Genomic DNA, 24,885 nt, shown 5'->3' on the forward strand with positions numbered 1-24,885 from the left:
ACTCTCCGTTCAATCGTCAGCGCGAGACCGACGACAATCAGGCAAACTTCTTCTGGACTTCTGCCGACACGTTAGCCGGCGCTTCTGCGTAGTGGTCGAACTGCATGGTGAAGGTCGCGCGTCCCTGGCTCATCGAGCGCAGGTTATTCACGTAACCGAACATGTTCATGAGCGGCACCATCGCATTGATGACGTTGGCGTTGCCGCGCATGTCTTGACCCTGGATCTGACCGCGCCGCGAATTCAGGTCGCCGATGACCGAGCCGGTGTAGTCTTCCGGAGTCACCACCTCGACCTTCATGATCGGCTCGAGCAGGACGGACTTGCCCATCTGAAGCGCTTCACGGAAGCAGGCGCGCGAAGCGATTTCGAAGGCGAGCGCCGACGAGTCGACGTCGTGATACTTACCGTCGACGAGCTGCACCTTGACGTCGACCACGGGGAAGCCCGCGACCACGCCGGAGGAGAGCACGCTCTCGAGGCCCTTCTCGACGCCGGGAATGTACTCCTTCGGCACCGCGCCGCCGACGATCTTCGATTCGAACTCGAAGCCCTTGCCGGCTTCGTTCGGCTCGACGATGAACGACACGGCCGCAAACTGGCCGGTACCGCCGGTCTGCTTCTTGTGGGTGTAGCTGTGCTCCACCTTCTTGGTGATGCGCTCACGGAACGCCACCTGCGGCGCGCCGATGTTGGCGTCCACCTTGTAGGTGCGCTTGAGGATGTCGACCTTGATGTCGAGATGGAGTTCGCCCATGCCCTTCAGGATGGTCTGGCCGGACTCGTGGTCGGTCGACACGCGGAAGGACGGATCCTCCGCGGCGAGCTTGGCGAGCGCCACGCCCAGCTTCTCCTGGTCGGCCTTCGACTTCGGCTCGATCGCGATCTCGATGACCGGCTCGGGGAATTCCATCTTCTCCAGGATCACCTGCTTGTCGGGATCGCACAGCGTGTCACCGGTGCGCGCTTCCTTCAGGCCGGCCAGCGCGACGATGTCGCCGGCATAGGCTTCCTTGATGTCCTCGCGGTTGTTCGCATGCATTAGCAGCATGCGCCCGATCCGCTCCTTCTTCTCGCGGGTCGAGTTCACGACGCCGGTGCCCGACGACAGAATGCCCGAATAGATGCGGCAGAAGGTGATGGTGCCGACGAACGGATCGTCCATGATCTTGAACGCGAGCAGCGCGAGCGGCTCCTTGTCGTCCGCCTTGCGCACGACTTCGTTGCCCTTGTCGTCGGTGCCCTTGATCGCGGGCACGTCGAGCGGCGACGGCAGGTAGTCGACGACGGCGTCGAGCAACGGCTGCACGCCCTTGTTCTTGAAGGCCGAGCCGCACAGCACGGGATAGAACGCGCCGGTGAGCACAGCCTTGCGGATCAGCCTCTTCAGGGTCGCCTCGTCCGGCTCCTTGCCGTCGAGATAGGCGGCCATGGCGTCGTCGTCGAGCTCGACGGCGGCTTCCACCATCTTCTCGCGGTATTCCTTGGCCTGGTCGACGAGGTCTTCCGGAATGTCGACATAGTCGAACTTCGCGCCGAGCGCCTCATCGTTCCAGATGACACCCTTCATCTTCACGAGGTCGACGAGACCCTTGAAGTTGTTCTCGGCACCGATCGGAAGCTGGATCGCGACGGGCTTGGCACCCAGGCGATCGACGATGTCGGACAGACACTTGAAGAAGTCCGCGCCGATCTTGTCCATCTTGTTCGCGAAGACGATGCGCGGAACCTTGTACTTGTCGCCCTGGCGCCAGACAGTCTCGGTCTGGGGCTCGACGCCCTGGTTCGAGTCGAGCACGCAGACGGCGCCGTCGAGCACGCGAAGCGAACGCTCGACCTCGATGGTGAAGTCGACGTGGCCGGGCGTGTCGATGATGTTCAGGCGCTTGCCGGCCCAGAACGCAGTGGTCGCAGCCGAGGTGATCGTGATGCCACGCTCCTGCTCCTGCTCCATCCAGTCCATCGTCGCGGCACCTTCGTGCACTTCGCCGATCTTGTGGCTCTTGCCGGTGTAATAGAGGATGCGCTCGGTCGTCGTGGTCTTGCCGGCGTCGATATGCGCCATGATACCGAAGTTACGGTAGTCCTCGATGGCATGTTGGCGGGGCATGGGTCGTTCCTTGCGAGTCCGTTAGGTGTCGCCGTTACCAGCGATAATGCGAGAAGGCACGGTTGGCTTCGGCCATCCGGTGCACGTCTTCACGCTTCTTGACGGCGTTCCCCCGGTTGTTCGATGCGTCCAAGAGCTCCGCCGAGAGCCGCTCGGTCATCGTCTTCTCGTTGCGCTCGCGAGCAGCGGCGATCAGCCAGCGGATGCCCAGCGCCTGCCGGCGGGTCGAGCGGACCTCGACCGGAACCTGGTAGGTCGCGCCGCCGACGCGGCGGGAGCGCACTTCGATCGTGGGCATCACGTTCTCAAGCGCCTGCTCGAACACGCCGAGCGGGTTCTGCTTGGTCTTGGTTTCGATGATACCGAACGCACCGTAGACGATGCCTTCGGCGACCGACTTCTTGCCGGCATACATCACCGAGTTCATGAACTTCGTGACGATGATGTTCCCGAACTTCGGATCGGGAAGGACTTCGCGCTTTTCCGCTGAGTGGCGACGAGACATGGACGAGGTTCCCGCTTACTTCGGACGCTTTGCGCCGTACTTCGAACGACGCTGCTTACGGTTCTTGACGCCCTGGGTATCCAGCACGCCGCGGAGGATGTGGTAGCGCACGCCGGGCAAGTCCTTGACGCGACCGCCGCGGATCATGACCACCGAGTGCTCCTGGAGGTTATGGCCCTCACCGGGGATGTAGCCGATCACCTCGAAGCCATTGGTCAGACGCACCTTGGCGACCTTACGAAGCGCCGAGTTCGGCTTCTTCGGCGTCGTGGTGTAGACGCGCGTGCACACACCGCGCTTCTGCGGCGACTGCTGCAGCGCCGGCACCTTCTTGCGCGACTTCTGCACTTCACGCGGTTGTGCGATCAGCTGGTTGATCGTCGGCATCCTGGCCTTCACCCTTTTTCTGCCGCGGTCCCTTTCGGGCCCGCGAATTCTTCTTCCGGACTACCCGCCCGATGAGGTCGCTTGACGCGGAACAATCCGCGCAAAGCGAAATTGCGCCAACCGCTCCATCAACGAGCGGAAAGCGCTTCGACGCCACAGAGGACCGCAGTCTTCGAGCCAATCAGCATATGCCGACGGCCGCGTACCGAGGTCATGCATCCGAGTTTGATCTCAAGAGAACGAGCTCTAGAGAACTAAAATCGCACTGGCATTGCCTAGCTATGATCGACAGCGTTTGAGCGGCATTCGTCGAGGTTGGTGCCCGCTTTGCGATCCCAAAAGGATCAGGCGGGTGCCCCGTTCCGACGTTGGCGATGCTCACCGCCTGTCGTTAAGTGACGCGCTTTCTATAAGTGGGAATCACCTGAGTCAAGGCGAAACCACAGCAAGCAAAGGGCTTCTCGCGCTTTAGGAATTAGCTCGATCGGCGCCCTCGCGCCTCGCTGATGTAGGTTCCCGCCCCCCATTCTGCCAGCTCCAAACCCTATTTATATCCGGGCAAAATATACTTTTATGGCGTGCGCTAAGGTTTTCTTTCCTGTTCGTGCGGCACGGTGCCGCGCCGGACGGAGAAATACCTATGCGGTATACCGACATTGCGATCATCGGCGGGGGTATGGCCGGCTCCGCCGCCGCCGCAATGCTGGGTCGCGCCGGCGTCCGGGCCGTCCTCATCGACCCCCACACCGAGTATCCGCCGGACTTCCGGGTCGAGAAAATCAGCGGTGACGCTCAGTTCGAGCGCTTCTGGCGGACCGGAATCGCAGAATCAGTGCTGCGCCACGCGACGTTCTGCGGTGAGAACTGGATCGCGCGATTCGGCCACCTGCTCGACAAGGCGCCGAGCCAGCAGTTCGGCTTCCGCTACGAATCCTTCGTCAACGCGATCCGCGCGGAAATCCCCGACACGGTCGAGCGGGTCTGCGCCAAGGCGCTGTCGATCGCGACGAGCCCCGACCGGCAGAAGATCACGCTCTCCAATGACGAGGTCGTCTCCGCCCGCCTCGTCGTGCTCGCCAACGGATTGAACGTCGGCCTGCGCCACCAGCTTGGCATCGAACGCGAGATCGTCAGCGCCTGCCATTCGATATCGGTCGGATTCGACGTCGTGCCGGTCGGACGCACCGCGTTCGATTTTTCCTGCGATGACGTATTTCTCCGAGCGGCCAAGCGACCGCATCCCCTACATCACACTGTTTCCGATCGGCACGCGGATGCGTGCAAACCTGTTCGTCTACCGCGCCTTCGACGATCCCTGGCTGCGCGATCTGCGGCAGGCACCGGTCGCGACTTTGAACGCTGCCCTGCCGCGCCTGTCGCGCATCACCGGCGCCTTCGACATCGCGAGCGAGATGAAGATTCGTCCCATTGATCTTTATGTGCACCGGGCCTGCCGCCAGGCCGGCATCGTGCTGGTTGGCGATGCCTTCGCGACCTCCTGCCCCGTCGCCGGCACCGGCACCGACAAGGTGTTCACCGACGTCGAACGGCTCTGCGAAGTGCACATCCCGGCCTGGCTTGCGACCGAGGGCATGAACGAGGACAAGATCGCGGCCTTCTACGACGACCCGATCAAGCGGGCCTGCGATGCCTGGTCGGCGGCCAAGGCATTCGACTTCCGTGAAGTGTCGCTCGCAACGAGCCCCTACTGGGCCGCGCAGCGCTGGGCGCGCTTCGTGGCCTGGTCTGCCCAAGGTGCAGTCCGGCGGGTGGCGCGACTGGTCCACGTCGAGCCGAACTTCCTCGGTCACTCCTCGTCGCCATCCTCCTCGTCGTCGTCCTCATCATCATCATCGCTGTCGTCGTCATCGACCTGAGCCGCGCCGCCATGCGGCTGGTGGATCTGATCGTCCCACAGCTTGCGATAGGTGCCGTTCTTGGCGAGCAGCTCGGCATGCGAGCCGCGCTCGATAGCGCGGCCACCTGAAATCACGATGATCTCGTCCATCTCGACGACAGAGGTCAGGCGGTGGGTCGACCAGATCATGGTGCGGCCCTTGGCGACCTTCAGCAACGTGCGATTGATCGCAGCCTCAGTCGTCTGGTCGAGCGCCGAGGTCGCCTCGTCGAGCAGCAGCACCGACGGATTGCGGATGATCGCGCGCGCGATCGCGAGGCGCTGGCGCTGGCCGCCCGACAGCGTATCGCCGCGCTCGCCGACCGGCGTGTCGTATTTCTGCGGCAGGCTCATGATGTAGCGGTGGATCTCGGCCTTCTTCGCGGCCTCCTCCACCTCCTCGTCGCTGGCGCCCTCCTCGCCGAGCCGGATGTTCTCGCGGATCGACATGTTGAACAGCATGTTCTCCTGGAACACCACCGCCATGCTTCGGCGCAGCGAATCCAGCGTCACTTTCCGCACATCGACGCCGTCGATGGTGACGCGGCCTTCGTCGGGCACATACAGGCGCAGGATCAGATTGAGCAGCGTGCTCTTGCCCGAGCCGCTCGGGCCGACGATCGCGATGCGCTTGCCGACCTTGAGCTTGAGGCTGAGGTTGTCCAGAACCGGCGTCTGGCTGCCTTCGTACTGGAAGGTGACATGGTCGAAGGTGATGTCGTTGGTGATACGCGGCAAGTCAGGCGCGCCGGGGCGATCGGCGCCTCGCGTCGGCTCGTCCAGCAGCTCCTGGATATGGCGCACGGCGGCGGCCGAGGAGATCGACACGGGGATGAAGTGCATCACATGGGCGATGTTGTAGGACACCTCCCAGAACGCGCTCTCGAAGGTGACGAAGGTGCCGATGGTGATCTGCCCCTTGGTCGCAAGATACGCGCCGATCGCGAGCACCACGAGGTGCAGGAGCAGGACCGAGATCGTGACCGTCCGCTCCACCATGGTCGACAGGAACGCGGCCGACGCGATCCGGTTGCGGGTCTCGTCGTTGCGGAAGGCGAAGAAGCCGAACATCTTGCGCTGCAGGCTGAACGCCTTGATCACGGCCTGCGCCGCCACGTTCTCCTGCACCATGCCGAGCAGCCCGCTTTCGTTGAGCTTCTGCTCGTAATTCGCCTGCACCGCCTTCGGGGTGATGATGCGCGGCCCGATCAGCGTGATCGGAAAAACCAGGAGCGCGACCACGGCAAGCTGCCAGTTCAGGAACAGCAACAGGATGATGCCGGCGATCAGCTCCATGAACGGCAGTGCAGCGCTGTTGACGAATGTCTTGACCGAGCCTTCGAAGGCCGAGAGATCGACCGAGAAGCGCGACAGGATCTCGCCGCGCTTGGTACGGCCGAAATAGGCGGCCGGCAGATCCTGCACGTGCTCGAACAGCCGCTTGCGCACGTCGGAGATGATGCAGGCTGCCAGCCGCGCGTCCCAGCGCTCGTACCAGACTGCGACGATCGAGGTGAAGATGCCGGCGACCGCGAGCACGCCGAGGATCTTGTAAAGTGCCTGGAAATCCTCCTCGCCGAGCGCGTCGTCGATCAGGAATTTCAGGCTGAGCGGCATGATGACGTTGAACAGCGTCTCGATCAGGACGCCGAACGACACGAAGGCCAGGATCCGCTTGTAGTTGGAGAGGTAGGGCTTGACGAAGCCCCAGATGGTTGCGAGCGCGCCGGCGGCTTCGCGCGCCGTGAAGACGACGAGGTCCTCGTCTTCATCGTCATCGTCGAGCTCAGGAAGATCGTCCTCGTCATCCTCCTCGTCGTCGTCTTCGGCGGCAAGGTCCGGCTTGCGGGCGGAGGCGAGCTTGTCCTCGAGCTCTGCCGCTTCTTCCGCGGCGAGCTTCTGTTTGTCGGGCGAGAGAGGCCTGGATGCCATGAAACCAACCGATGCTGACGGCCGGCATGACCGCAAAAATCAGGGAAACAGCGGAGAACCGCTATTGCACCGATTCTATGCGATCAGGATCAATTCGGCAAAGCAATTGGCGAATTCGCGAGGCAGCTATTCGTCGTCCTCGTCTTTGACCTTGTCGAAGAAGGAATAGCGCAAGCTGTCGGCGTCGGCATACCACCGCCCCGGCCCCTTGTTGGCGCCAAGCGTCGCAGCCCACAGCGCATCGGTGCAGTCGTTGCGGTGCATCGACAGGTCGAACCCGTTGCCGAAGAACAATTCCGACCATTCCCACCAGGTGCCGAGCTTCTTGACCCCGCGCAGGAGGTCATAGCGGTCGATCAGGCCAGGCGCCATGTCGGAGGTGATCGACCCGAACACGAGGCCCGTCTTGACCACGCGGTTCAATTCCCTGATTGCGCGGACGACCTGCTTCTCGGAGACGTGGCAGAGGCTCGTCTCGAATACGAAATCGAACGCGCCGTCCTTGAACGGCATGTCCACGATCGATCCGAGCTTGTTGTATTTCCTGAGCGCCTTCGGCGTCCTGGCATGGATGGCACGGTTGTTCTCAATGCCGAAGGCGTCGATCCCGCGCTCGCGCAGCGCGCCGACGAGCTCGCCGCTGGCAGAGCCCGCCACCAGCAGCTTGGCGCCCTTCACCTTGCCCCAGACGATGCCGATGAGCTTCGTCAGATAGTCGGGATCGGTGAACTGGCGCCACACTTCGCCATAGGGACCCTGGCCGCGGTAATTGTCGAAATAATTGCGGTCGATCTTGTCGGACAGCGGCGTCTCGCTCTGGCTGCGCGCGCGGCGCAGGCGCATCATCTCGGTGACGATGATGTCGGTCGCAGCGTCAGAGGAATCGAGCAGACCGTTCAGCGTCGAATCGAACAGATAGTCGCCGACCACGACGATACCGGGATGCTCCTTCGGCTCCGGCCGATGATTGGTCATGACGTCGCGTATGGGCAAGCCGCCCGGCAACGCGTTCACCGAAGACAGCCAGCGGTGGATCTTGCCTTCCATGAAATGGGCACGCGCATCGCCGAGCGCGGCCGGCAGCGATTTCAGCGCGGCGTCGATCAGCTCCTGGTCGGTGAGATTGGCGAAGGCCAAAGCATCGGAGCCCGGAATGAGCCAGTTCAGCACGCCGTGCTTGCCGACGTCGTGGCGGGCGCCCTCGTTGTAGACGCAGCAGCCGCCGAAGGCTTCCGACATGAACCAGGCGCCGGGGATCTTGTCGCCCCAGAACGGGGTGTCGAACAGGATCGACACACGCAGGTAGTGCGCCGGACGGTCGAAATAGGAGACGTGCTTGACCATCGACTTGCGGAGCTGCTCGCCTTCCCAGCCGAGCGTGGCGAGCCAGGAATGCGGCAGGCAGACCAGCACGAGGTCGAAGTCGCGCGTCTCCGGTCCCTTGCCGTTCATCATCTTGAGCTGGTAGCGCCCCGTCGGCGCCTTGCCGACGGCGAGGACACGGTGATTGAGCTGGATGTCGGCGTTGACCTCCGACTGGAGGCACTCGACGAGCTGCTCGTTGCCGTTCTGAATGGAATAGAGGCCGATATAGCCGTCGACATCCATCAGATAGTTCTTGAGCGCGTTGAGCCCGTTGGTGTTGTGGCTCTCGGTCGCGATGTCGGAGCGCGCCATCACCTTGAAGAATCGCTTGGCGGTCGCGTCATCGACCTCCTCGTCGAGAACCTGCTCGGCGGTCTTGTAGGCCCAGGGATGCTCGTTGTCGTGCGCACCGACGCCTTCGTAATATTCGATCGGCGACATCAGATCGGAGCAGCGCTTTCGGAACGCTTCGATGGCAGCAGCGGTCTTGGCGCCGTACTTGCGGCGAATGCCGGGCACGTCGTTCAGGAGCTCGCCGCCGAATTGGACCTGCTCGGCGTCCATCGGGATGGTCTGAAGCCCGAAATGCTGGATCAACTCCCGCAGGGGATCCGGGCCGGTCATCGAGTAATCGTAGATCTCGGCAACGCCCGCCTCGTACATCGCAGGCGCCGAATCGAATTTGCGCGTGACGATCTTGCCGCCGAGCCGGTCGGACGCCTCGTAGATGGTGATGCGGCAGAGGTCGCCGAGTTTGCGCTTCAGATACCAGGCGCTCATCAGCCCGCCGGGGCCGCCGCCTACGATTGCGAGGTCAAGCATGTCAGGTCCGTGGTCTCCGGCCGCCCCCCGTGTCGGGACCACCGGTCTAAGCTCTCTTAACAGAAGCGCTTTTTTGGCTGAAGGAAAGATGAACAAACGTCGTCCCTGCACCGCAGCAAGGAAACAAAGCAGCAAAAAGGCCGGCAAAAGCCGGCCTTTTCATTGTCCTCAGTAATCGTACGGATGAACCATCATTCCGCAGGCGGCAGTGCCACCGGCTCCGCTTCCGGTGCCGGCGAGACGACCGAGGTCTGCTTCTCGCGCTCGTCGAGGATCAGCTTGTCGCGCTTCATAGCGACCTCGCGGATCTTGGCCATGGAAGCGCCGGTGCCCGCCGGGATCAGCCGGCCGACGATGACGTTCTCCTTGAGGCCCTCGAGCGGATCGACCTTGCCGTTGACCGCCGCCTCCGTGAGGACGCGGGTGGTCTCCTGGAACGAGGCCGCCGAGAAGAACGAGCGGGTCTGGAGGCTCGCCTTGGTGATGCCGAGCAGAACCGGCGTTCCCGTGGCGGGCTTCTTGCCCTCTTCCTTGGCCTTCTCGTTGAGCGCGTCGAACTCGATCTTGTCGACCTGCTCGCCGGAGATCATGTCGGTCTCGCCCTGGTCGGTGATTTCCACCTTCTGGAGCATCTGACGGACAATCACCTCGATGTGCTTGTCGTTGATGAGCACGCCCTGGAGCCGGTAGACCTCCTGGATCTCGTTGACCAGATAGGCAGCGAGTTCCTCGATGCCCTTGACTGCCAGGATGTCGTGCGGCGCAGGGTTGCCTTCCACGATGAAGTCGCCCTTTTCGACGACGTCGCCGTCCTGAAGGTGGATGTGCTTGCCCTTCGGGATCAGGTACTCGCGCGGCTCGTCGGTCTTGTCCATCGGCTCGATCGAGATGCGACGCTTGTTCTTGTAGTCGCGGCCGAAGCGGATGGTGCCCGCGATCTCGGCGATGATCGCCGCATCCTTCGGACGCCGTGCCTCGAACAGTTCCGCCACCCGCGGCAGACCGCCGGTGATGTCACGCGTCTTGGCGCTCTCGGTCGAGACACGGGCGAGGATGTCGCCCGGCGCGACCTTGGCTCCGATATCGACCGAGAGAATGGCGTCGACCGACAGCATGTAGCGGGCATCGCCGCCACGGGCGAGCTTGAGCACCTTGCCGTCCTTGCCCTTGATCACGATGGCCGGACGCAGGTCCGCGCCGCCGCGAGTCGAGCGCCAGTCGATGACCACACGCTTGGCGATACCGGTGGCCTCGTCCAGCGTTTCCGAGATCGACTGCCCTTCGACCAGATCCTCGAAGCCGATGGTGCCTTCCACCTCGGTGAGAAGCGGACGGGTATAGGGATCCCACTCGACGATGCGCTGGCCGCGCTTGACGTTGTCGCCTTCATCGACGTGCAGGCGCGAGCCGTACTGAATACGGTGCGTTGCACGCTCGGTGCCGTCGGCATCGACGATCGCCACCACCATGTTGCGGACCATTGCGATCAGGTGACCTTCGCTGTTGCGGGCGATGGCCTTGTTCCTGATCACGATCTTGCCGTCGAAGTTGGATTCGACGAACGACTGCTCGTTGAGCTGAGCCGCACCACCGATGTGGAAGGTGCGCATGGTGAGCTGGGTGCCCGGCTCGCCGATCGACTGCGCCGCGATGACGCCGACCGCTTCGCCGTGGTTGACCGGCGTGCCGCGGGCGAGGTCGCGGCCGTAGCACTTGCCGCAGATGCCGTTGACGAGTTCGCAGGTCAGCGCCGAGCGGATCTTCACCTCCTGCACACCACCCTGGTGGATGGCATCCAGATGGCTCTCTTCCATTAGCGTACCGCGCTTGATGATCACCTTGCCCGAGCCGTCACGCACGTCTTCGCAGGCCACGCGGCCCAGGATGCGCGAGCCGAGCGAAGCCACCACGGTGCCGGCATCGACGATGGCGCGCATCTTGATGCCGAGCTTGGTGCCGCAGTCGTCCTGCGTGATGATGCAGTCCTGCGCGACGTCGACCAGACGACGGGTCAGGTAGCCGGAGTTCGCGGTCTTCAACGCAGTGTCCGCGAGGCCCTTGCGGGCGCCGTGGGTCGAGTTGAAGTACTCGAGCACCGAGAGGCCTTCCTTGAAGTTCGAGATGATCGGCGTCTCGATGATCTCACCCGACGGCTTGGCCATCAGGCCGCGCATGCCGGCGAGCTGGCGCATCTGGGCGGGCGAACCACGCGCGCCGGAATGGGCCATCATGTAGATCGAGTTGATGTCGGCGTCGGCTCCGCTCGCCGTCTTCTTGGTGGCGGAGATCTCCTTCATCATCGCCTTGGCGATTTCTTCCGTCGCCTTCGACCAGGCGTCGACGACCTTGTTGTACTTCTCGCCGTGGGTGATCAGACCGTCATTGTACTGCTGCTCGAAATCCTTCGCCAGCGTACGGGTGGTATCGACGATCTTCCACTTGCCGTGCGGCACGACCATGTCGTCCTTGCCGAACGAGATGCCGGCCTTGAACGCGTTGTAGAAGCCGAGCGCCATGATGCGGTCGCAGAAGATCACCGTCTCCTTCTGGCCGCAGTGGCGGTAGACCTGGTCGATGACGCCGGAGATCTCGCGCTTGGTCATCAGCTTGTTGATGATGTCGTACGAGATCTTCGAGCTCTTCGGCAGCACGTTGCCGAGCATGATTCGGCCGGGCGTGGTCTCGATCCAGCGGCGGGCGGGCTTGCCATCCTCGCCGACGCCTTCCCACCGGTACTTGATCTTGGTGTGGAGGTGGATGACCTTCGAATGCAGCGCGTGCTCGAGCTCGGCCATCTCGCCGAACACCTTGCCCTCGCCGGGCATGCCTTCGCGCAGGATCGAGAGGTAATAGAGACCGAGCACGATGTCCTGCGACGGCACGATGATCGGCTGGCCGTTCGCCGGATGCAGAATGTTATTGGTCGACATCATCAGGACGCGCGCTTCGAGCTGCGCTTCCAGCGACAGCGGAACGTGCACGGCCATCTGGTCGCCGTCGAAGTCGGCGTTGAACGCGGCGCAGACCAACGGGTGGAGCTGGATCGCCTTGCCCTCGATCAGCACGGGCTCGAACGCCTGGATGCCGAGGCGGTGCAGCGTCGGCGCGCGGTTGAGCAGCACTGGATGCTCGCGGATCACCTCGTCCAGGATGTCCCAGACCTCGGGCCGCTCCTTCTCGACCAGCTTCTTCGCCTGCTTGACGGTGGTGGACAGCCCCTTGGCATCAAGCCGCGAATAGATGAACGGCTTGAACAGCTCGAGCGCCATCTTCTTCGGCAGGCCGCACTGATGCAGGCGCAGCTCGGGACCGACCACGATCACCGAACGACCCGAGTAGTCGACGCGCTTGCCGAGCAGGTTCTGACGGAAGCGGCCCTGCTTGCCCTTGAGCATGTCGGCGAGCGACTTCAGCGGGCGCTTGTTGGCGCCCGTGATGACGCGGCCGCGGCGGCCGTTGTCGAACAGCGCGTCGACGGCCTCCTGAAGCATGCGCTTCTCGTTGCGGATGATGATGTCAGGCGCGCGCAGCTCCATCAGCCGCTTCAAGCGGTTGTTGCGGTTGATGACGCGGCGGTAGAGGTCGTTGAGGTCCGAGGTCGCGAAACGGCCGCCATCGAGCGGCACCAGCGGACGCAGGTCCGGTGGAATCACCGGAACGACGGTGAGGATCATCCATTCCGGCTTGTTGCCGGAGTGGCGGAACGCCTCAACGATCTTCAGGCGCTTGGCGAGCTTCTTGTGCTTGATGTCGGAGTCGGTCTCCTGCATCTCGGCACGCAGCGTCACCTCGAGCTTCTCGAGGTCCATGCCCTTGAGCAGCTCGCGGATCGCCTCGGCGCCGATCATGGCGGTGAAGGAATCCTGGCCGTACTCGTCCTGCGCCTTCAGATACTCGTCTTCCGACAGGAGCTGACGGTCCTTCAGGGCGGTGAGGCCGGGCTCCAGCACGACGTAATATTCGAAATAGAGGATCCGCTCGAGATCCTTCAGCGTCATGTCGAGCAGGAGGCCGATGCGCGAGGGCAGCGACTTCAGGAACCAGATGTGGGCGACGGGCGCAGCGAGCTCGATATGGCCCATGCGCTCGCGCCGGACGCGCGACAGCGTGACCTCGACCGAGCACTTCTCGCAGATGATGCCCTTGTACTTCATGCGCTTGTACTTGCCGCACAAGCACTCGTAATCCTTGATCGGCCCAAAGATGCGCGCGCAGAACAGGCCGTCGCGCTCGGGCTTGAAGGTCCGGTAGTTGATGGTCTCCGGCTTCTTGATCTCGCCGTAGGACCAGGACAGAATCTTCTCTGGAGACGCGATCGAGATCCGGATCTGGTCGAAGACCTGAGCCGGCGTCGTCGGGTTAAAAAGATTCATAATCTCTTGGTTCATCGTCTTCTCCTCGCGTGCCGATCGAGGCCGGCAGCAAATTCGAAAATCTTACTCGCGGAGCGCCCTGCCTCACCGCGCGGGACAAGGCGCCGATGCCCGGCCTTTTCGGCCGGGCATGACAAAGTCGCGTTACTCGGCCGCCTCGGAGGTCGGCGCCGGTCCCATCTTGGAATTGTGCAGGTCGACGTTGAGGCCGAGCGAGCGCATTTCCTTGACCAGGACGTTGAAGGACTCCGGAATACCGGCCTCGAACGTGTCGTCGCCGCGCACGATCGCCTCGTACACCTTGGTACGGCCGGCGACGTCGTCCGACTTCACGGTCAGCATTTCCTGGAGCGTGTAGGCCGCGCCGTAAGCTTCGAGCGCCCACACCTCCATTTCGCCGAAACGCTGGCCACCGAACTGCGCCTTGCCGCCCAGCGGCTGCTGGGTGACGAGCGAGTACGGACCGATCGAACGCGCGTGGATCTTGTCGTCGACGAGGTGGTGCAGCTTCAGCATGTAGATGTAGCCCACCGTCACCTTGCGATCGAAGGGATCACCGGTACGCCCGTCATAGACGGTCGACTGGCCCGAAGCGTCCAGACCGGCGAGCTTCAGCATCTCCTCGATGTCGGCTTCCTTGGCGCCGTCGAACACCGGCGTCGCGATCGGCACGCCGTGGCTCAGGTTGCGGCCGAGTTCGATCAGCTCATTGTCGTTGAGCGTCTTGATCGTCTCGTCCTCGCCGTAGATCTTCTTCAGCGTCTCCTTCAGCGGCTTCATGTCCTGCTTCGCCAGATAGGCATCGACCGTCTGGCCGATGCGCTTGCCGAGGCCGGCGCAAGCCCAGCCGAGATGCGTCTCGAGGATCTGCCCGACGTTCATGCGCGAGGGCACGCCGAGCGGATTGAGCACGATGTCGGCATGAGTACCGTCCTCGAGGAACGGCATGTCCTCGATCGGCACGATCTTCGACACCACGCCCTTGTTGCCGTGGCGGCCGGCCATCTTGTCGCCCGGCTGGATCTTGCGCTTCACCGCGACGAAGACCTTGACCATCTTCATCACACCAGGCGGCAGCTCGTCGCCACGCTGCAGCTTCTCGACCTTGTCGAGGAAGCGCTGTTCAAGCCCCTTCTTCGACTCGTCGTACTGCTTCCGCATGGCCTCGATCTCGGCCATCAGCTTGTCGTTGGGCGAGGCGAACAGCCACCACTGCGACTTCGGATACTCCTCGAGCACCGCACGGGTGATCTTGGTGTCCTTCTTGAAGCCCTTGGGGCCTGCGATGCCCTGCCGCCCTTCGAGAAGGTCGGCCAGACGGCTGTAGACGTTGCGGTCGAGGATCGCCTGCTCGTCGTCACGGTCCTTGGCGAGACGCTCGATCTCTTCCCGCTCGATCGCCAGCGCACGCTCGTCCTTGTCGACGCCGTGGCGGTTGAACACGCGCACTTCCACGATCGTGCCCTGCACGCCCGGGGGCACGCGAAGCGAGGTATCGCGGACGTCGGAGGCCTTCTCGCCGAAGATGGCGCGCAGGAGCTTTTCTTCCGGCGTCATCGGGCTCTCGCCCTTCGGCGTGATCTTGCCGACCAGGATGTCGCCGGCGCGCACTTCCGCACCGATGTACACGATACCGGCTTCGTCGAGGTTCTTCAGCGCTTCTTCCGAGACGTTCGGAATGTCGCGGGTGATTTCCTCAGGACCGAGCTTGGTGTCGCGCGCCATCACCTCGAACTCCTCGATGTGGATCGAGGTGAAGACGTCGTCCTTCACGATCCGCTCCGAGAGCAGGATCGAGTCTTCGAAGTTGTAGCCGTTCCACGGCATGAACGCGACCAGCACGTTGCGTCCCAGAGCGAGCTCGCCGAGATCGGTCGACGGACCGTCGGCGATGATGTCGCCCTTCTTGACGGTGTCGCCGACCTTCACCAGCGGACGCTGGTTGATGCAGGTCGACTGGTTGGAGCGCTGGTACTTCATCAGACGGTAGATATCGACGCCCGACTTGGTCGGATCGAGATCTTCCGTCGCGCGGATGACGACGCGGGTCGCGTCGATCTGGTCGATCACGCCCGAGCGGCGCGCCGCGATCGCGGCACCCGAGTCACGCGCAACCACGCCTTCCATGCCGGTGCCGACGAACGGCGCCTCGGCACGAACCAGCGGCACCGCCTGGCGCTGCATGTTCGAGCCCATCAGCGCGCGGTTGGCGTCGTCGTTCTCGAGGAACGGGATCAGGGCCGCGGCGACCGAAACGAGCTGCTTCGGCGACACGTCCATGTAGTCGACCTTGTCCGGCGTCACCGGCAGAACTTCGCCGGCGTGGCGGCAGACCACGAGGTCCTCGGTGAAGCGGCCCTTGGCGTCGAGCGGCACGTTGGCCTGCGCGACGGTGTAGCGGCCTTCCTCCATCGCCGAGAGGTACACGACCTCGTCGGTGACGCGGCCGTCCTTCACCTTGCGATAGGGCGTCTCGACGAAGCCGTACTTGTTGACGCGCGCGAAGGTCGCGAGCGAGTTGATCAGGCCGATGTTCGGACCTTCCGGCGTCTCGATCGGGCAGATGCGGCCGTAATGCGTCGGATGCACGTCGCGCACCTCGAAGCCGGCGCGCTCGCGAGTCAGACCGCCCGGTCCAAGCGCCGAGAGGCGGCGCTTGTGGGTGATCTCCGACAGCGGGTTGGTCTGGTCCATGAACTGCGAGAGCTGCGAGGAACCGAAGAACTCGCGCACGGCGGCAGCCGCCGGCTTGGCGTTGATCAGGTCCTGCGGCATGACCGTGTCGATGTCGACCGACGACATGCGCTCCTTGATCGCGCGCTCCATGCGCAGCAGACCGATGCGGTACTGGTTCTCCATGAGCTCGCCGACCGAGCGCACACGGCGGTTGCCGAGGTGGTCGATGTCGTCGATCTCGCCCTTGCCGTCGCGCAGGTCCACCAGCGTCTTGATGACGGAGAGAATGTCTTCCTTGCGCAGCGTGCGCTGGGTGTCGGGCGCATCGAGGTCGAGGCGCATGTTCATCTTGACGCGGCCGACGGCCGAGAGGTCGTAACGCTCGGCGTCGAAGAACAGCGACTGGAACATGGCCTGCGCCGATTCCAGCGTCGGCGGCTCGCCCGGACGCATCACGCGGTAGATGTCGAACAGCGCGTCCTCGCGCGTCATGTTCTTGTCGGCCGAGAGCGTGTTGCGGATGTAGGCGCCGACATTGACGTGGTCGATGTCGAGCAGCGGCAGCTCCTTGTAGCCGTGCTCGTTGAGGGCCTTCATCAGCTTGTCGGTGATTTCCTCACCGGCCTCCGCATGGATCTCGCCGGTCTTCGGATTGACGAGGTCCTCGGCGACGTAGTTGCCGACCAGCTCCTCATCGGCCATACGCAGCGCCTTCAGCCCCTTCTCCTGGAGCTGGCGGGCGGCACGCACGGTGAGCTTCTTGCCGGCCTCTAGCACGACCTTGCCGGTGTCGGCGTCGATCAGGTCCGAGGTCGTGGAATAGCCGCGGAAACGATTGGCGTCGAACGGAACGCGCCAGCCTTCCTTGGTCCGCTTGTAGAGAATGCGCTTGTAGAAGGTGTTGAGGATCTCCTCGCCGTCGAGCCCGAGCGCGAACATCAGCGACGTCACCGGAATCTTGCGGCGACGGTCGATACGCGCATAGACGATGTCCTTGGCGTCGAACTCGATGTCGAGCCAAGAGCCGCGATACGGGATCACGCGGGCGGCGAACAGCAGCTTGCCCGATGAGTGGGTCTTGCCCTTGTCGTGGTCGAAGAACACGCCGGGCGAACGGTGCATCTGGGAGACGATGACGCGCTCGGTGCCGTTGACGATGAAGGTGCCGTTCATCGTCATGAGCGGGATGTCGCCCATGTAGACGTCCTGCTCCTTGATGTCCTTGACCGACTTCGCGCCGGTTTCCTCGTCGATATCGAACACGATGAGGCGCAGCGTCACCTTGAGGGGGGCGGCGAAGGTCATGCCGCGCTGGCGGCACTCGTCGACGTCATACTTCGGCGGCTCGAACTCGTAGCGGACGAATTCCAGCATCGAGGTACCGGAGAAGTCCGAGATCGGGAACACCGAGCGGAACACCGCCTGCAAGCCCTCATCCGGCCGCCCGCCCGTGGGTTCGTCGACCATCAGGAACTGGTCATAGGATGCCTTCTGAACCTCGATGAGGTTCGGCATCTCGGCAACTTCCTTGATGTGTCCGAAAAACTTGCGAACGCGTTTGCGACCGGTGAATGTCTGCTGCGCCATCGTGGCCTCTCATTTCGGCGCCCGCTCTGGGCGCGCCTTCCGGGACACGGCTGCCACCGCTCCCCGGGTTGAATTTTTCGAACCCGTTTTGAGGATCGGAAACCCAGCCTCGGACCGCCAAAGTCCTGAACTGTTCTTCAGATCTTCAAAACGCAAAACGACGCGCGGGGCGCAAACGCGCACCCGCCCGTCACAACGATTGTCTTCACGGACTGCAAAAGCCCGAAATAGCCTGCTCTCCCAACGGCTTGCGGGAAACTCGCCTTTCCACGCCACCGTGCTTTCGTGCTGTCGACCCGATATGGGGCGACAATAGTGGAGATTCGAGGGGTAAGCCCTCAAATCCCCACACTTTTTCGTGTTCGGCCTGCGTCGAGATGTCCCGTCGCACGCCTTTTGCATCAGAGCGCCTGCCCAGGCCAGTGTCGGCCACCCACCTCGGAGGGCTGGATCCCGGGCCTCGCTTCGCTCGCCCGGGATCTCGCTCAAGTAACCTGCAGCTACTTGAGCTCGACCTTCGCGCCAGCCTTCTCGAGCTGGGCCTTGATCTTGTCGGCTTCTTCCTTGTTCACGCCTTCCTTGACCGGCTTCGGCGCGCCCTCGACGAGGTCCTTCGCCTCCTTCAGGCCCAGGCCGGTGATGGCGCGGACTTCCTTGATGACCTCGATCTTCTTGTCGCCGGAGGCAGCGAGAACGACCGTGAACTCGGTCTTCTCTTCAGCCGGAGCGGCGGCAGCGCCACCGGCAGCCGGGCCGGCCACCGCGACGGCGGCAGCGGCGGACACGCCCCACTTCTCTTCGAGGAGCTTGGCGAGTTCAGCGGCTTCGAGCACGGTGAGGCTCGAGAGGTCGTCAACGATCTTCTGCAAGTCAGCCATTGTTCTGTTTCCTTAAGTGTAAGTCTGGTTCGGGTTTGAGTTTTGCGAAGGGCGTCAGGCCGCTTCGCCCTTTGAGGCATGAGCCTGAATGACGCGTGCGAGCTTGCCCGCCGGCGCGTTCGCGAGCTGGGCGAGCTTGGTCGCCGGAGCCACGATGAGGCCGACGATCTTGCCGCGCAGTTCGTCAAGCGACGGCAGCGAGGCAAGCGCCTTCACGCCGTCGACATTCAGGACGGTCTTGCCCATCGAGCCGCCGATGATGACGAACTTTTCGTTCGCCTTGGCGAAGTCGATGGCGACCTTCGGCGCCGCTACCGGATCGTTCGAAGTCGCGATCACGGTCGGCCCCTTCAGCATGGGGCCGATGGCAACGACGTCAGTGCCTTCAAGAGCAATTTTGGCGAGACGGTTCTTCGAGACCTTCACCGAGGCACCCGCCTGCTTCATCTGCATGCGCAGCTTCTGCATCTGGGCAACGGTGAGGCCGGAATATTGAGCAACGACCGCGACGCTCGTGGTCTTGAAGACCTCATTGAGCTGTTCGACCGCTTCCTTTTTTGCCGCTCGTTCCACAGCAAGCTCTCTCCGGTTGGCGGTCGTCGCGCGAAAGGCGGGACCGCCGGGTTGCACCCATCGCCCCACCCAAACCTGAACCTCTGGGCCAAAACCCTTCGGACACGCCGGGCAAGACGACAATTCAAAGCCTGCCCTCCCGGAACCCTTGAGGGCCCACGGGGTGTCGAGGTCCGAACCAAACCCATTCCGAGCCGCCCGAGAGGTGGCTGCGAAGTGAAATCCGGTCTTCACCCGTCTATGCAGGCCATGCGATTAAGCCGTTGGGAAATCAAGATTTTCCGCGGGCGCCTGCAGTCTTGGACAGGACAAGGCCAGCCGGCATGCCGGTTGACCTCTGCCCACATTCCACCAACTTGATGAGGTCCCCTTCCTTTTCGGGCAAATCCTTGCGGACGTCCTGAGAAGGAATGATCTCCTACCGTGTCGGGTTTTCGGAATGCGTGCACGGACGCGCCAGCTACGGCCAGCACGTCCGGAGGCGGTTCTTTAACCGCTCTTGACGGCCTTGCCAAGAGCAAAATTCACACCAGTTCCAATCGATTGCCCGAGAACCCTGACGCGGCGGCGAAAGGGTTGTTTCAGGCCGTTTTCACCGCGTAAGGCAGCGGCCGCCCTTCAAAGAACGCGGTCAGGTTCGCCAGCACGCAGTCCTGCATCGCGACGTGCGATTCCAGGGTATGGCCGCCGATATGCGGGGCAAGCACCACGTTGGGGAGCGCCGTCAGCGCATCGGGCGCATGCGGCTCCTTCGCATAGACGTCGAGGCCGGCGCCGGCGATGGTCTTGTCGATCAGCGCCGCCACGAGCGCCTTCTCGTCGATCACCGAGCCGCGGGCGATGTTGACGACATAGCCGCCCTCGCCCAGCCGCTCGAGGACGTCGGCGTTGACGGCGTGATGCGTCTCGGCACCGGCGCGGACCGCGATCATGAGCACGTTGCACCAGTCGGCGAGGGCCTCGAGCGAGGAGAAATATTGATAGGGCACGTCACGGCGGGTGCGGCTGAAATAGCCGACCTCGCTCTCGAAGGCTGCGCAGCGCGCGGCGATCTTGCGGCCGATCTCGCCCATGCCGTAGACGCCGATGCGGCGGCCGGGCATGCCGGCCTGCGGCCGCATCATCGGCGAAGGTTTTGACGCGGCCCAATCGCCACTGCGGACGTATCGATCCGCAGCCAGGATCCGGCGGCTGGCGGCGAGCATCAAGGTCATCGCGATATCGGCGACCGAGGATGCATTGGCGCCGGGGCTGTGGCCGACCGCGATGTTGCGTGCAGCGGCAGCCTTCAAGTCGACGCCGTCATAGCCGGTGCCGTAGCAGACGATTGCACCCAGCTCCGGAAAGAGATCCATCACGCCCGCGCCAAGCGGCGTGCCACCGGCCGTAAGCAGCGCGCGGATGCTCCCCAATGCATCGCTTGAAAACACCTCCTGTGCCGGCTTGCCGGCAGTGTCGAGCAATTCGAACCGCTCGGCAAAGCGCGCCATCATCGTCTTTGGGAAGCGCGAATAGATCAGGACCTTGTCAGCCATTGTTATTGTTTCCCGTGAACGACGCCACACAAATGGAAGGGGCGGAATCGGTTGCCCAATTCCGCCCCTGCCCGCATCTCTATGATCTATGGCCTTAGCCGAGGATCGTGCCCGGCTCGACCTTCACGCCCGGGCCCATGGTTGAGGACACAGCGACGCGCTGGATGTAGGTGCCCTTGGAGCCGGCCGGCTTTGCCTTGGAAACCGCGTCCGCGAGTGCCTTGACGTTCTCGACCAGCTTCTCCTCGGAGAACGAGGCCTTGCCGACGCCAGCCTGCACGATGCCGGCCTTCTCGACCCGAAACTCGACCGAGCCGCCCTTGGCACCCTTCACGGCACCGGTGACGTCCATGGTCACGGTGCCGATCTTCGGATTCGGCATCAGACCGCGCGGACCGAGCACCTTACCGAGGCGGCCGACCAGCGGCATCATGTCGGGGGTCGCAATACAACGGTCGAAGTCGATAGTGCCGTTCTGCACCTTCTCGACCAGGTCCTCGGCGCCGACGACATCGGCACCAGCGGCCTTGGCTTCGTCCGCCTTGGCGCCGCGCGCGAACACGCCGACGCGCAGGGTGCGGCCGGTGCCGTTCGGCAGGTTCACGACGCCACGGACCATCTGGTCGGCGTGACGAGGATCGACGCCGAGATTGATAGCGATCTCGATGGTCTCGTCGAACTTCGACTTGGCACGCTCCCTGACCATCTTGATGGCTTCCGCGAGCGGGTAAAGCTTCTCGCGATCAACGCCCTCGCGGGCCTTCTTCAAACGCTTTCCGATTGCCATGGCCCGTTACCCCGCAACTTCCAGACCCATCGAACGGGCAGAGCCCTCGACCATCTTCATGGCCGATTCAATGGTGTCGCAATTCAGGTCCTTCATCTTCTTCTCGGCGATCTCGCGCACCTGCGCCTTGGTCACCTTGCCAGCCTTGTCACGGCCCGGCGCCTTCGAGCCGGACTGGATCTTGGCAGCCTGCTTCAGGAAGAAGGACATCGGCGGCGTCTTCATCTCGAAGGTGAAGGAACGGTCCGCATAAATGGTGATGATCACCGGGATCGGGGTGTTCTTCTCTTCCTTCTGGGTCTGGGCGTTGAACGCCTTGCAGAACTCCATGATGTTGAGACCGCGCTGACCAAGCGCGGGACCGATCGGGGGCGAGGGATTCGCCGCGCCGGCCGGGACCTGAAGCTTCAGGTATCCGGTCACTTTTTTTGCCATGTATCACTCCTGTTGTGCCGGTCCGAAGGCCAGCTGTTTCAGGTTCGTGGTCGGGATCAGGCTCGGCTGGCGACCGCCCCTCTCCTCCCACGGCCTATTTCACGCGAAGCCATAGGCTACGCGCGTAGTTCGGTCAGACCTTCTCGACCTGACCGAATTCCAGTTCGACCGGCGTTGCGCGGCCAAAGATCGACACCGCGACCTTCACGCGCGAGCGCGCCTCGTCGATTTCCTCGACCACACCGGAGAACGAGGCGAACGGGCCATCGGCCACGCGCACGTTCTCGCCGATTTCGAACGACACCGACGCCTTCGGCCGCTCCACGCCCTCCTGCACCTGGTGCAGGATGCGCATCGCCTCGGCTTCCGAGATCGGCATCGGCTTGTTTTCCGCGCCAAGGAAGCCCGTGACCTTCGGCGTGTTCTTGATCAGATGGAACGCCTCGTCGGTCAGCTTCATCTTCACCAGCACGTAGCCCGGGAAGAACTTGCGCTCGGCGTCGATCTTGCGGCCGCGGCGCACTTCCGTGACCTTCTCGGTCGGCACCAGCACCTGCTCGAAGAGTTCCTCGAGGTTGCGCTGCTTGGCCTGCTCACGGATCGATTCGGCGACCTTCTTCTCGAAGTTCGAGTACGCGTGAACGATGTACCAGCGCTTGTCGGACGATTGAGTTGCTGCGGCTGTTGCCATCAGTGAATGCCCAAAAGAAGGGTGACGAGGTAACGGATGATCTGGTCGGCGGCGAAGAAGAAGATCGACGCCAGGGCAACCATGACGAACACCATGATCGTGGTGATCGTCGTCTCGCGACGGGTCGGCCAGGTGACCTTCGCGGTCTCCGAGCGCACTTCCTGCAAGAACTTGAATGGGCTGACTGCCATCGTTGATGTCCAACGTCCGTCGTGAGACGAGAAAAGATTTAAAGGGATCCGAACAGCCGCCGTCTGCCCAACCCTCTTCGCTTGAAGGTGAGCCGGAAACCGGGCTCGATTGTTCGGGGATTTCAAGGCCGCGCCGGAAATCCGCGTCTAACGGGCCGGCTGCAGGTGGCGGCTATCTACTGCGGATGGGGGCAAAGGTCAAGGTGCGGGCAGCCGGTCCCGTCAGGCCCTATTCCCGGGAAGCGGTGCGAGAGCCGATCAGGATCAAGGGCTTATCGGGCCAGGATGAAGCTCCGACGGGGCTTCGAACCTGCCAATTGCAAGGACGACAACAAGGCGGGGCATGCCCCCTTTTGGGAGATGACCATGCTGAAGCCCATTGCCGCTTTGACCGCCCTGATTGCCACCACAGCCATTACTATCGTTGCTGCCCCGATCGCCGGAAGCGTCCTGCTCGTCCTTGCGGCTCCGACCGCCTATGCTGTCGGGCTGTAGCCAAAACCTGAGCCTCACCCTGATCCCGCCTGGGTCTGGTCCGTCTTTTTGATGATTGGGTCGGTGGCTAGCTGGCAGGAGTGGCAGGGCTCGAACCTGCGACCCCCGGTTTTGGAGACCGGTGCTCTACCAATTGAGCTACACTCCTACGGACCTGCGTCGCCACGGGTCAGGCCGCTTTCAAGCACAGGGGGCGGCCGGTTTGCAAGGGAGAAGCGCAAGCGAGGCGCTTGTTCGCACCGCGACTTCCGGGCCACAGTTCATCCTGAACAAGAACAACAACCCGGGAATGACTATGAGCGCCCAGACCGCCCTGACGTCGAAAATCGCCGCGCGAACCCCTCTTTTGCCCGAGGCCAGGCCCGAAACGCTGCGTCTGTCGCGCCCCCGCCTCCAGGCGATGTCGGATGCCTTCAAGCGCGAGATCGATAAGGGAACCATTCCCGGCGTGACCGTGCTGGTGGCTCGCCGCGGCCAGGTCGGCTGGTTCGAGGCGCTGGGCCGGCAGAGTCCTGCGGACACGGCGCCGATGGCGCAGGATTCGATCTTCCGCATCTTCTCGATGACGAAGCCGATCGTCTCGGTCGGCATCATGACGCTGGTCGAGGACGGCCATGTCCTGCTCGGTGACCCCGTCGCCAAGTACATCCCTGAATTCGCCAACCCGCAGGTCGGCGTCGTCAGCGGTGGCAAGCTCGAGCTGGTTCCGACCCACCGTCCGATCACGGTGCAGGACCTGCTCCGCCACACCTCCGGCATCACCTACGAGCACCAGGGCGACAGCCCCGTGCACAAGCTCTACCAGGAGTCCCGCGTCCGCAGCCGCAAGATCACGAACGCCGAGCACGCCGGCCTCGTCGCAAGCTTCCCGCTCGTCTGCCAGCCCGGCGCGGAATTCAACTACAGTCGTTCGACCGACATTCTTGGCCGCATCATCGAGGTGATCAGCGGCAAGTCACTCGGCGCCTTCCTGAGCGAGCGCGTCCTCGGCCCCCTTCAGATGACCGAGACCGGTTTCTCGACCAGCGAGGCCAACGCCGCCCGCCTCGCCGAGCCCTTCCCCGCCGATCCCTGGACCGGCGACAAGATCGCCCTCTTCAACATGCTGGAAGCTCCGGTGATGCAGTCCGGAGGCGGCGGTCTGGTCTCGACCACCTTGGACTGCGCCCGCTTCGCGCTGATGCTGCGCAACGGCGGCGCGCTTGATGGTGTGCGCATCATCGGTCGCAAAACGCTGGAGCTGATGGCCTCCGATCACCTTGGCGCGGGCGTGAAGGTCAACGGCACGCTGCTCGCACCGGGCCATGGCTTCGGCCTCGGCTTCGCCGTCCGAACCGAACCCGGCATTGCGCCCTTCCCTGGCAGCGTCGGCCAGTTCTTCTGGAGCGGCATTGCCGGCACCTTCTTCTGGATCGACCCGAAGGAGGATTTGTTCACAGTGTTCATGAGCCAGGGCCCGGGACAGCGCGAGTACACGCGGACCCTGGTGCGGAATCTGGTGTACGCGGCGGTGGATTGAGGCGAGGCTGCCGCAACATCCTCCGTGTCATGCCCCGGCTTGACCGGGGCATCCAGTACGCCGCGGCCTATCGATTCAATCACAGCCGTCTCTGGAATGAGCCCGATCAAGTGTTCAGCCCGGGGAC

General features: G+C 63.2%; 16 protein-coding genes, 1 tRNA gene and 1 pseudogene. 3 read left to right on the forward strand and 15 right to left on the reverse strand.

Annotation, left to right across the window (positions count from 1 at the left end; genetic code table 11):
• Positions 1-37 precede the first annotated feature (37 nt).
• The 3 genes from fusA to rpsL are packed head-to-tail and all read right to left on the reverse strand — an operon-like array spanning position 38 to position 3,002.
• Positions 38-2,110 (reverse strand): elongation factor G, encoded by a 2,073-nt coding sequence (gene fusA / locus Q3C01_RS31815; protein WP_027520966.1) that lies wholly within the window; start codon positions 2,108-2,110, stop codon positions 38-40.
• A gap of 34 nt (positions 2,111-2,144) precedes the next feature.
• On the reverse strand, positions 2,145-2,615 hold the full coding sequence (gene rpsG / locus Q3C01_RS31820; RefSeq protein WP_035709569.1) for a 30S ribosomal protein S7: 471 nt from the start codon (positions 2,613-2,615) through the stop codon (positions 2,145-2,147).
• 15 nt (positions 2,616-2,630) lie between these two features.
• Complete coding sequence (gene rpsL, locus Q3C01_RS31825) at positions 2,631-3,002, reverse strand: 30S ribosomal protein S12 (protein WP_007603006.1); 372 nt, start codon at positions 3,000-3,002, stop codon at positions 2,631-2,633.
• Between the two features lie 640 nt (positions 3,003-3,642).
• Between rpsL and Q3C01_RS31830 the strand changes: the two are divergent.
• A pseudogene (locus Q3C01_RS31830) lies at positions 3,643-4,879 on the forward strand (FAD-dependent monooxygenase).
• Here the strand turns inward: Q3C01_RS31830 and Q3C01_RS31835 are convergent.
• From Q3C01_RS31835 to secE, 11 genes are all read right to left on the reverse strand, one after another.
• Complete coding sequence (locus Q3C01_RS31835) at positions 4,810-6,831, reverse strand: ABC transporter ATP-binding protein (protein ID WP_458149230.1); 2,022 nt, start codon at positions 6,829-6,831, stop codon at positions 4,810-4,812. The pseudogene Q3C01_RS31830 and the gene Q3C01_RS31835 sit on opposite strands and share 70 nt — an antisense overlap.
• Positions 6,832-6,957: 126 nt before the next feature.
• Positions 6,958-9,018, reverse strand: coding sequence for an FAD-dependent oxidoreductase (locus Q3C01_RS31840; protein WP_458149231.1), 2,061 nt, complete (start codon positions 9,016-9,018; stop codon positions 6,958-6,960).
• 191 nt (positions 9,019-9,209) lie between these two features.
• The gene (gene rpoC, locus Q3C01_RS31845; protein ID WP_458149232.1) at positions 9,210-13,406 is read right to left on the reverse strand and encodes a DNA-directed RNA polymerase subunit beta'; all 4,197 of its coding nucleotides are present in this window, start codon (positions 13,404-13,406) and stop codon (positions 9,210-9,212) included.
• 129 nt (positions 13,407-13,535) lie between these two features.
• Entirely contained in the window at positions 13,536-17,654 is a 4,119-nt protein-coding gene (gene rpoB, locus Q3C01_RS31850; protein WP_458149233.1) for a DNA-directed RNA polymerase subunit beta, read from the reverse strand.
• 500 nt (positions 17,655-18,154) lie between these two features.
• The gene (gene rplL / locus Q3C01_RS31855) at positions 18,155-18,532 is read right to left on the reverse strand and encodes a 50S ribosomal protein L7/L12 (RefSeq protein ID WP_027520973.1); all 378 of its coding nucleotides are present in this window, start codon (positions 18,530-18,532) and stop codon (positions 18,155-18,157) included.
• A 54-nt stretch (positions 18,533-18,586) separates the two neighbouring features.
• The gene (rplJ, locus tag Q3C01_RS31860; protein ID WP_027520974.1) at positions 18,587-19,105 is read right to left on the reverse strand and encodes a 50S ribosomal protein L10; all 519 of its coding nucleotides are present in this window, start codon (positions 19,103-19,105) and stop codon (positions 18,587-18,589) included.
• A gap of 581 nt (positions 19,106-19,686) precedes the next feature.
• Positions 19,687-20,640, reverse strand: coding sequence for a 2-hydroxyacid dehydrogenase (locus tag Q3C01_RS31865; protein ID WP_458149234.1), 954 nt, complete (start codon positions 20,638-20,640; stop codon positions 19,687-19,689).
• 94 nt (positions 20,641-20,734) lie between these two features.
• Entirely contained in the window at positions 20,735-21,427 is a 693-nt protein-coding gene (rplA, locus tag Q3C01_RS31870; RefSeq protein WP_458149235.1) for a 50S ribosomal protein L1, read from the reverse strand.
• A 6-nt stretch (positions 21,428-21,433) separates the two neighbouring features.
• Positions 21,434-21,862, reverse strand: coding sequence for a 50S ribosomal protein L11 (gene rplK / locus Q3C01_RS31875; protein ID WP_027554142.1), 429 nt, complete (start codon positions 21,860-21,862; stop codon positions 21,434-21,436).
• A gap of 133 nt (positions 21,863-21,995) precedes the next feature.
• The gene (gene nusG / locus Q3C01_RS31880; RefSeq protein ID WP_027520977.1) at positions 21,996-22,553 is read right to left on the reverse strand and encodes a transcription termination/antitermination protein NusG; all 558 of its coding nucleotides are present in this window, start codon (positions 22,551-22,553) and stop codon (positions 21,996-21,998) included.
• Positions 22,553-22,744, reverse strand: a complete 192-nt coding sequence (gene secE, locus Q3C01_RS31885; RefSeq protein ID WP_027520978.1) for a preprotein translocase subunit SecE — start codon at positions 22,742-22,744, stop codon at positions 22,553-22,555. The genes nusG and secE overlap by 1 nt, the downstream gene beginning before the upstream one ends.
• Positions 22,745-23,110: 366 nt before the next feature.
• Between secE and Q3C01_RS31890 the strand changes: the two genes are divergently transcribed.
• Positions 23,111-23,239 carry a hypothetical protein gene (locus Q3C01_RS31890; RefSeq protein WP_458149236.1) on the forward strand — a complete coding sequence of 43 codons (129 nt, stop codon included), beginning with the start codon at positions 23,111-23,113 and terminating at the stop codon, positions 23,237-23,239.
• 72 nt (positions 23,240-23,311) lie between these two features.
• Here Q3C01_RS31890 and Q3C01_RS31895 read toward each other — a convergent pair.
• Positions 23,312-23,387: transfer RNA gene (locus tag Q3C01_RS31895), tRNA-Trp, on the reverse strand.
• 147 nt (positions 23,388-23,534) lie between these two features.
• On the opposite strand from Q3C01_RS31895, the gene Q3C01_RS31900 reads away from it, so the two are divergent.
• The gene (locus tag Q3C01_RS31900) at positions 23,535-24,758 is read left to right on the forward strand and encodes a serine hydrolase domain-containing protein (RefSeq protein ID WP_458149237.1); all 1,224 of its coding nucleotides are present in this window, start codon (positions 23,535-23,537) and stop codon (positions 24,756-24,758) included.
• Positions 24,759-24,885 lie beyond the last annotated feature (127 nt).

The sequence above is a fragment of the Bradyrhizobium sp. UFLA05-109 genome, from assembly GCF_054185165.1.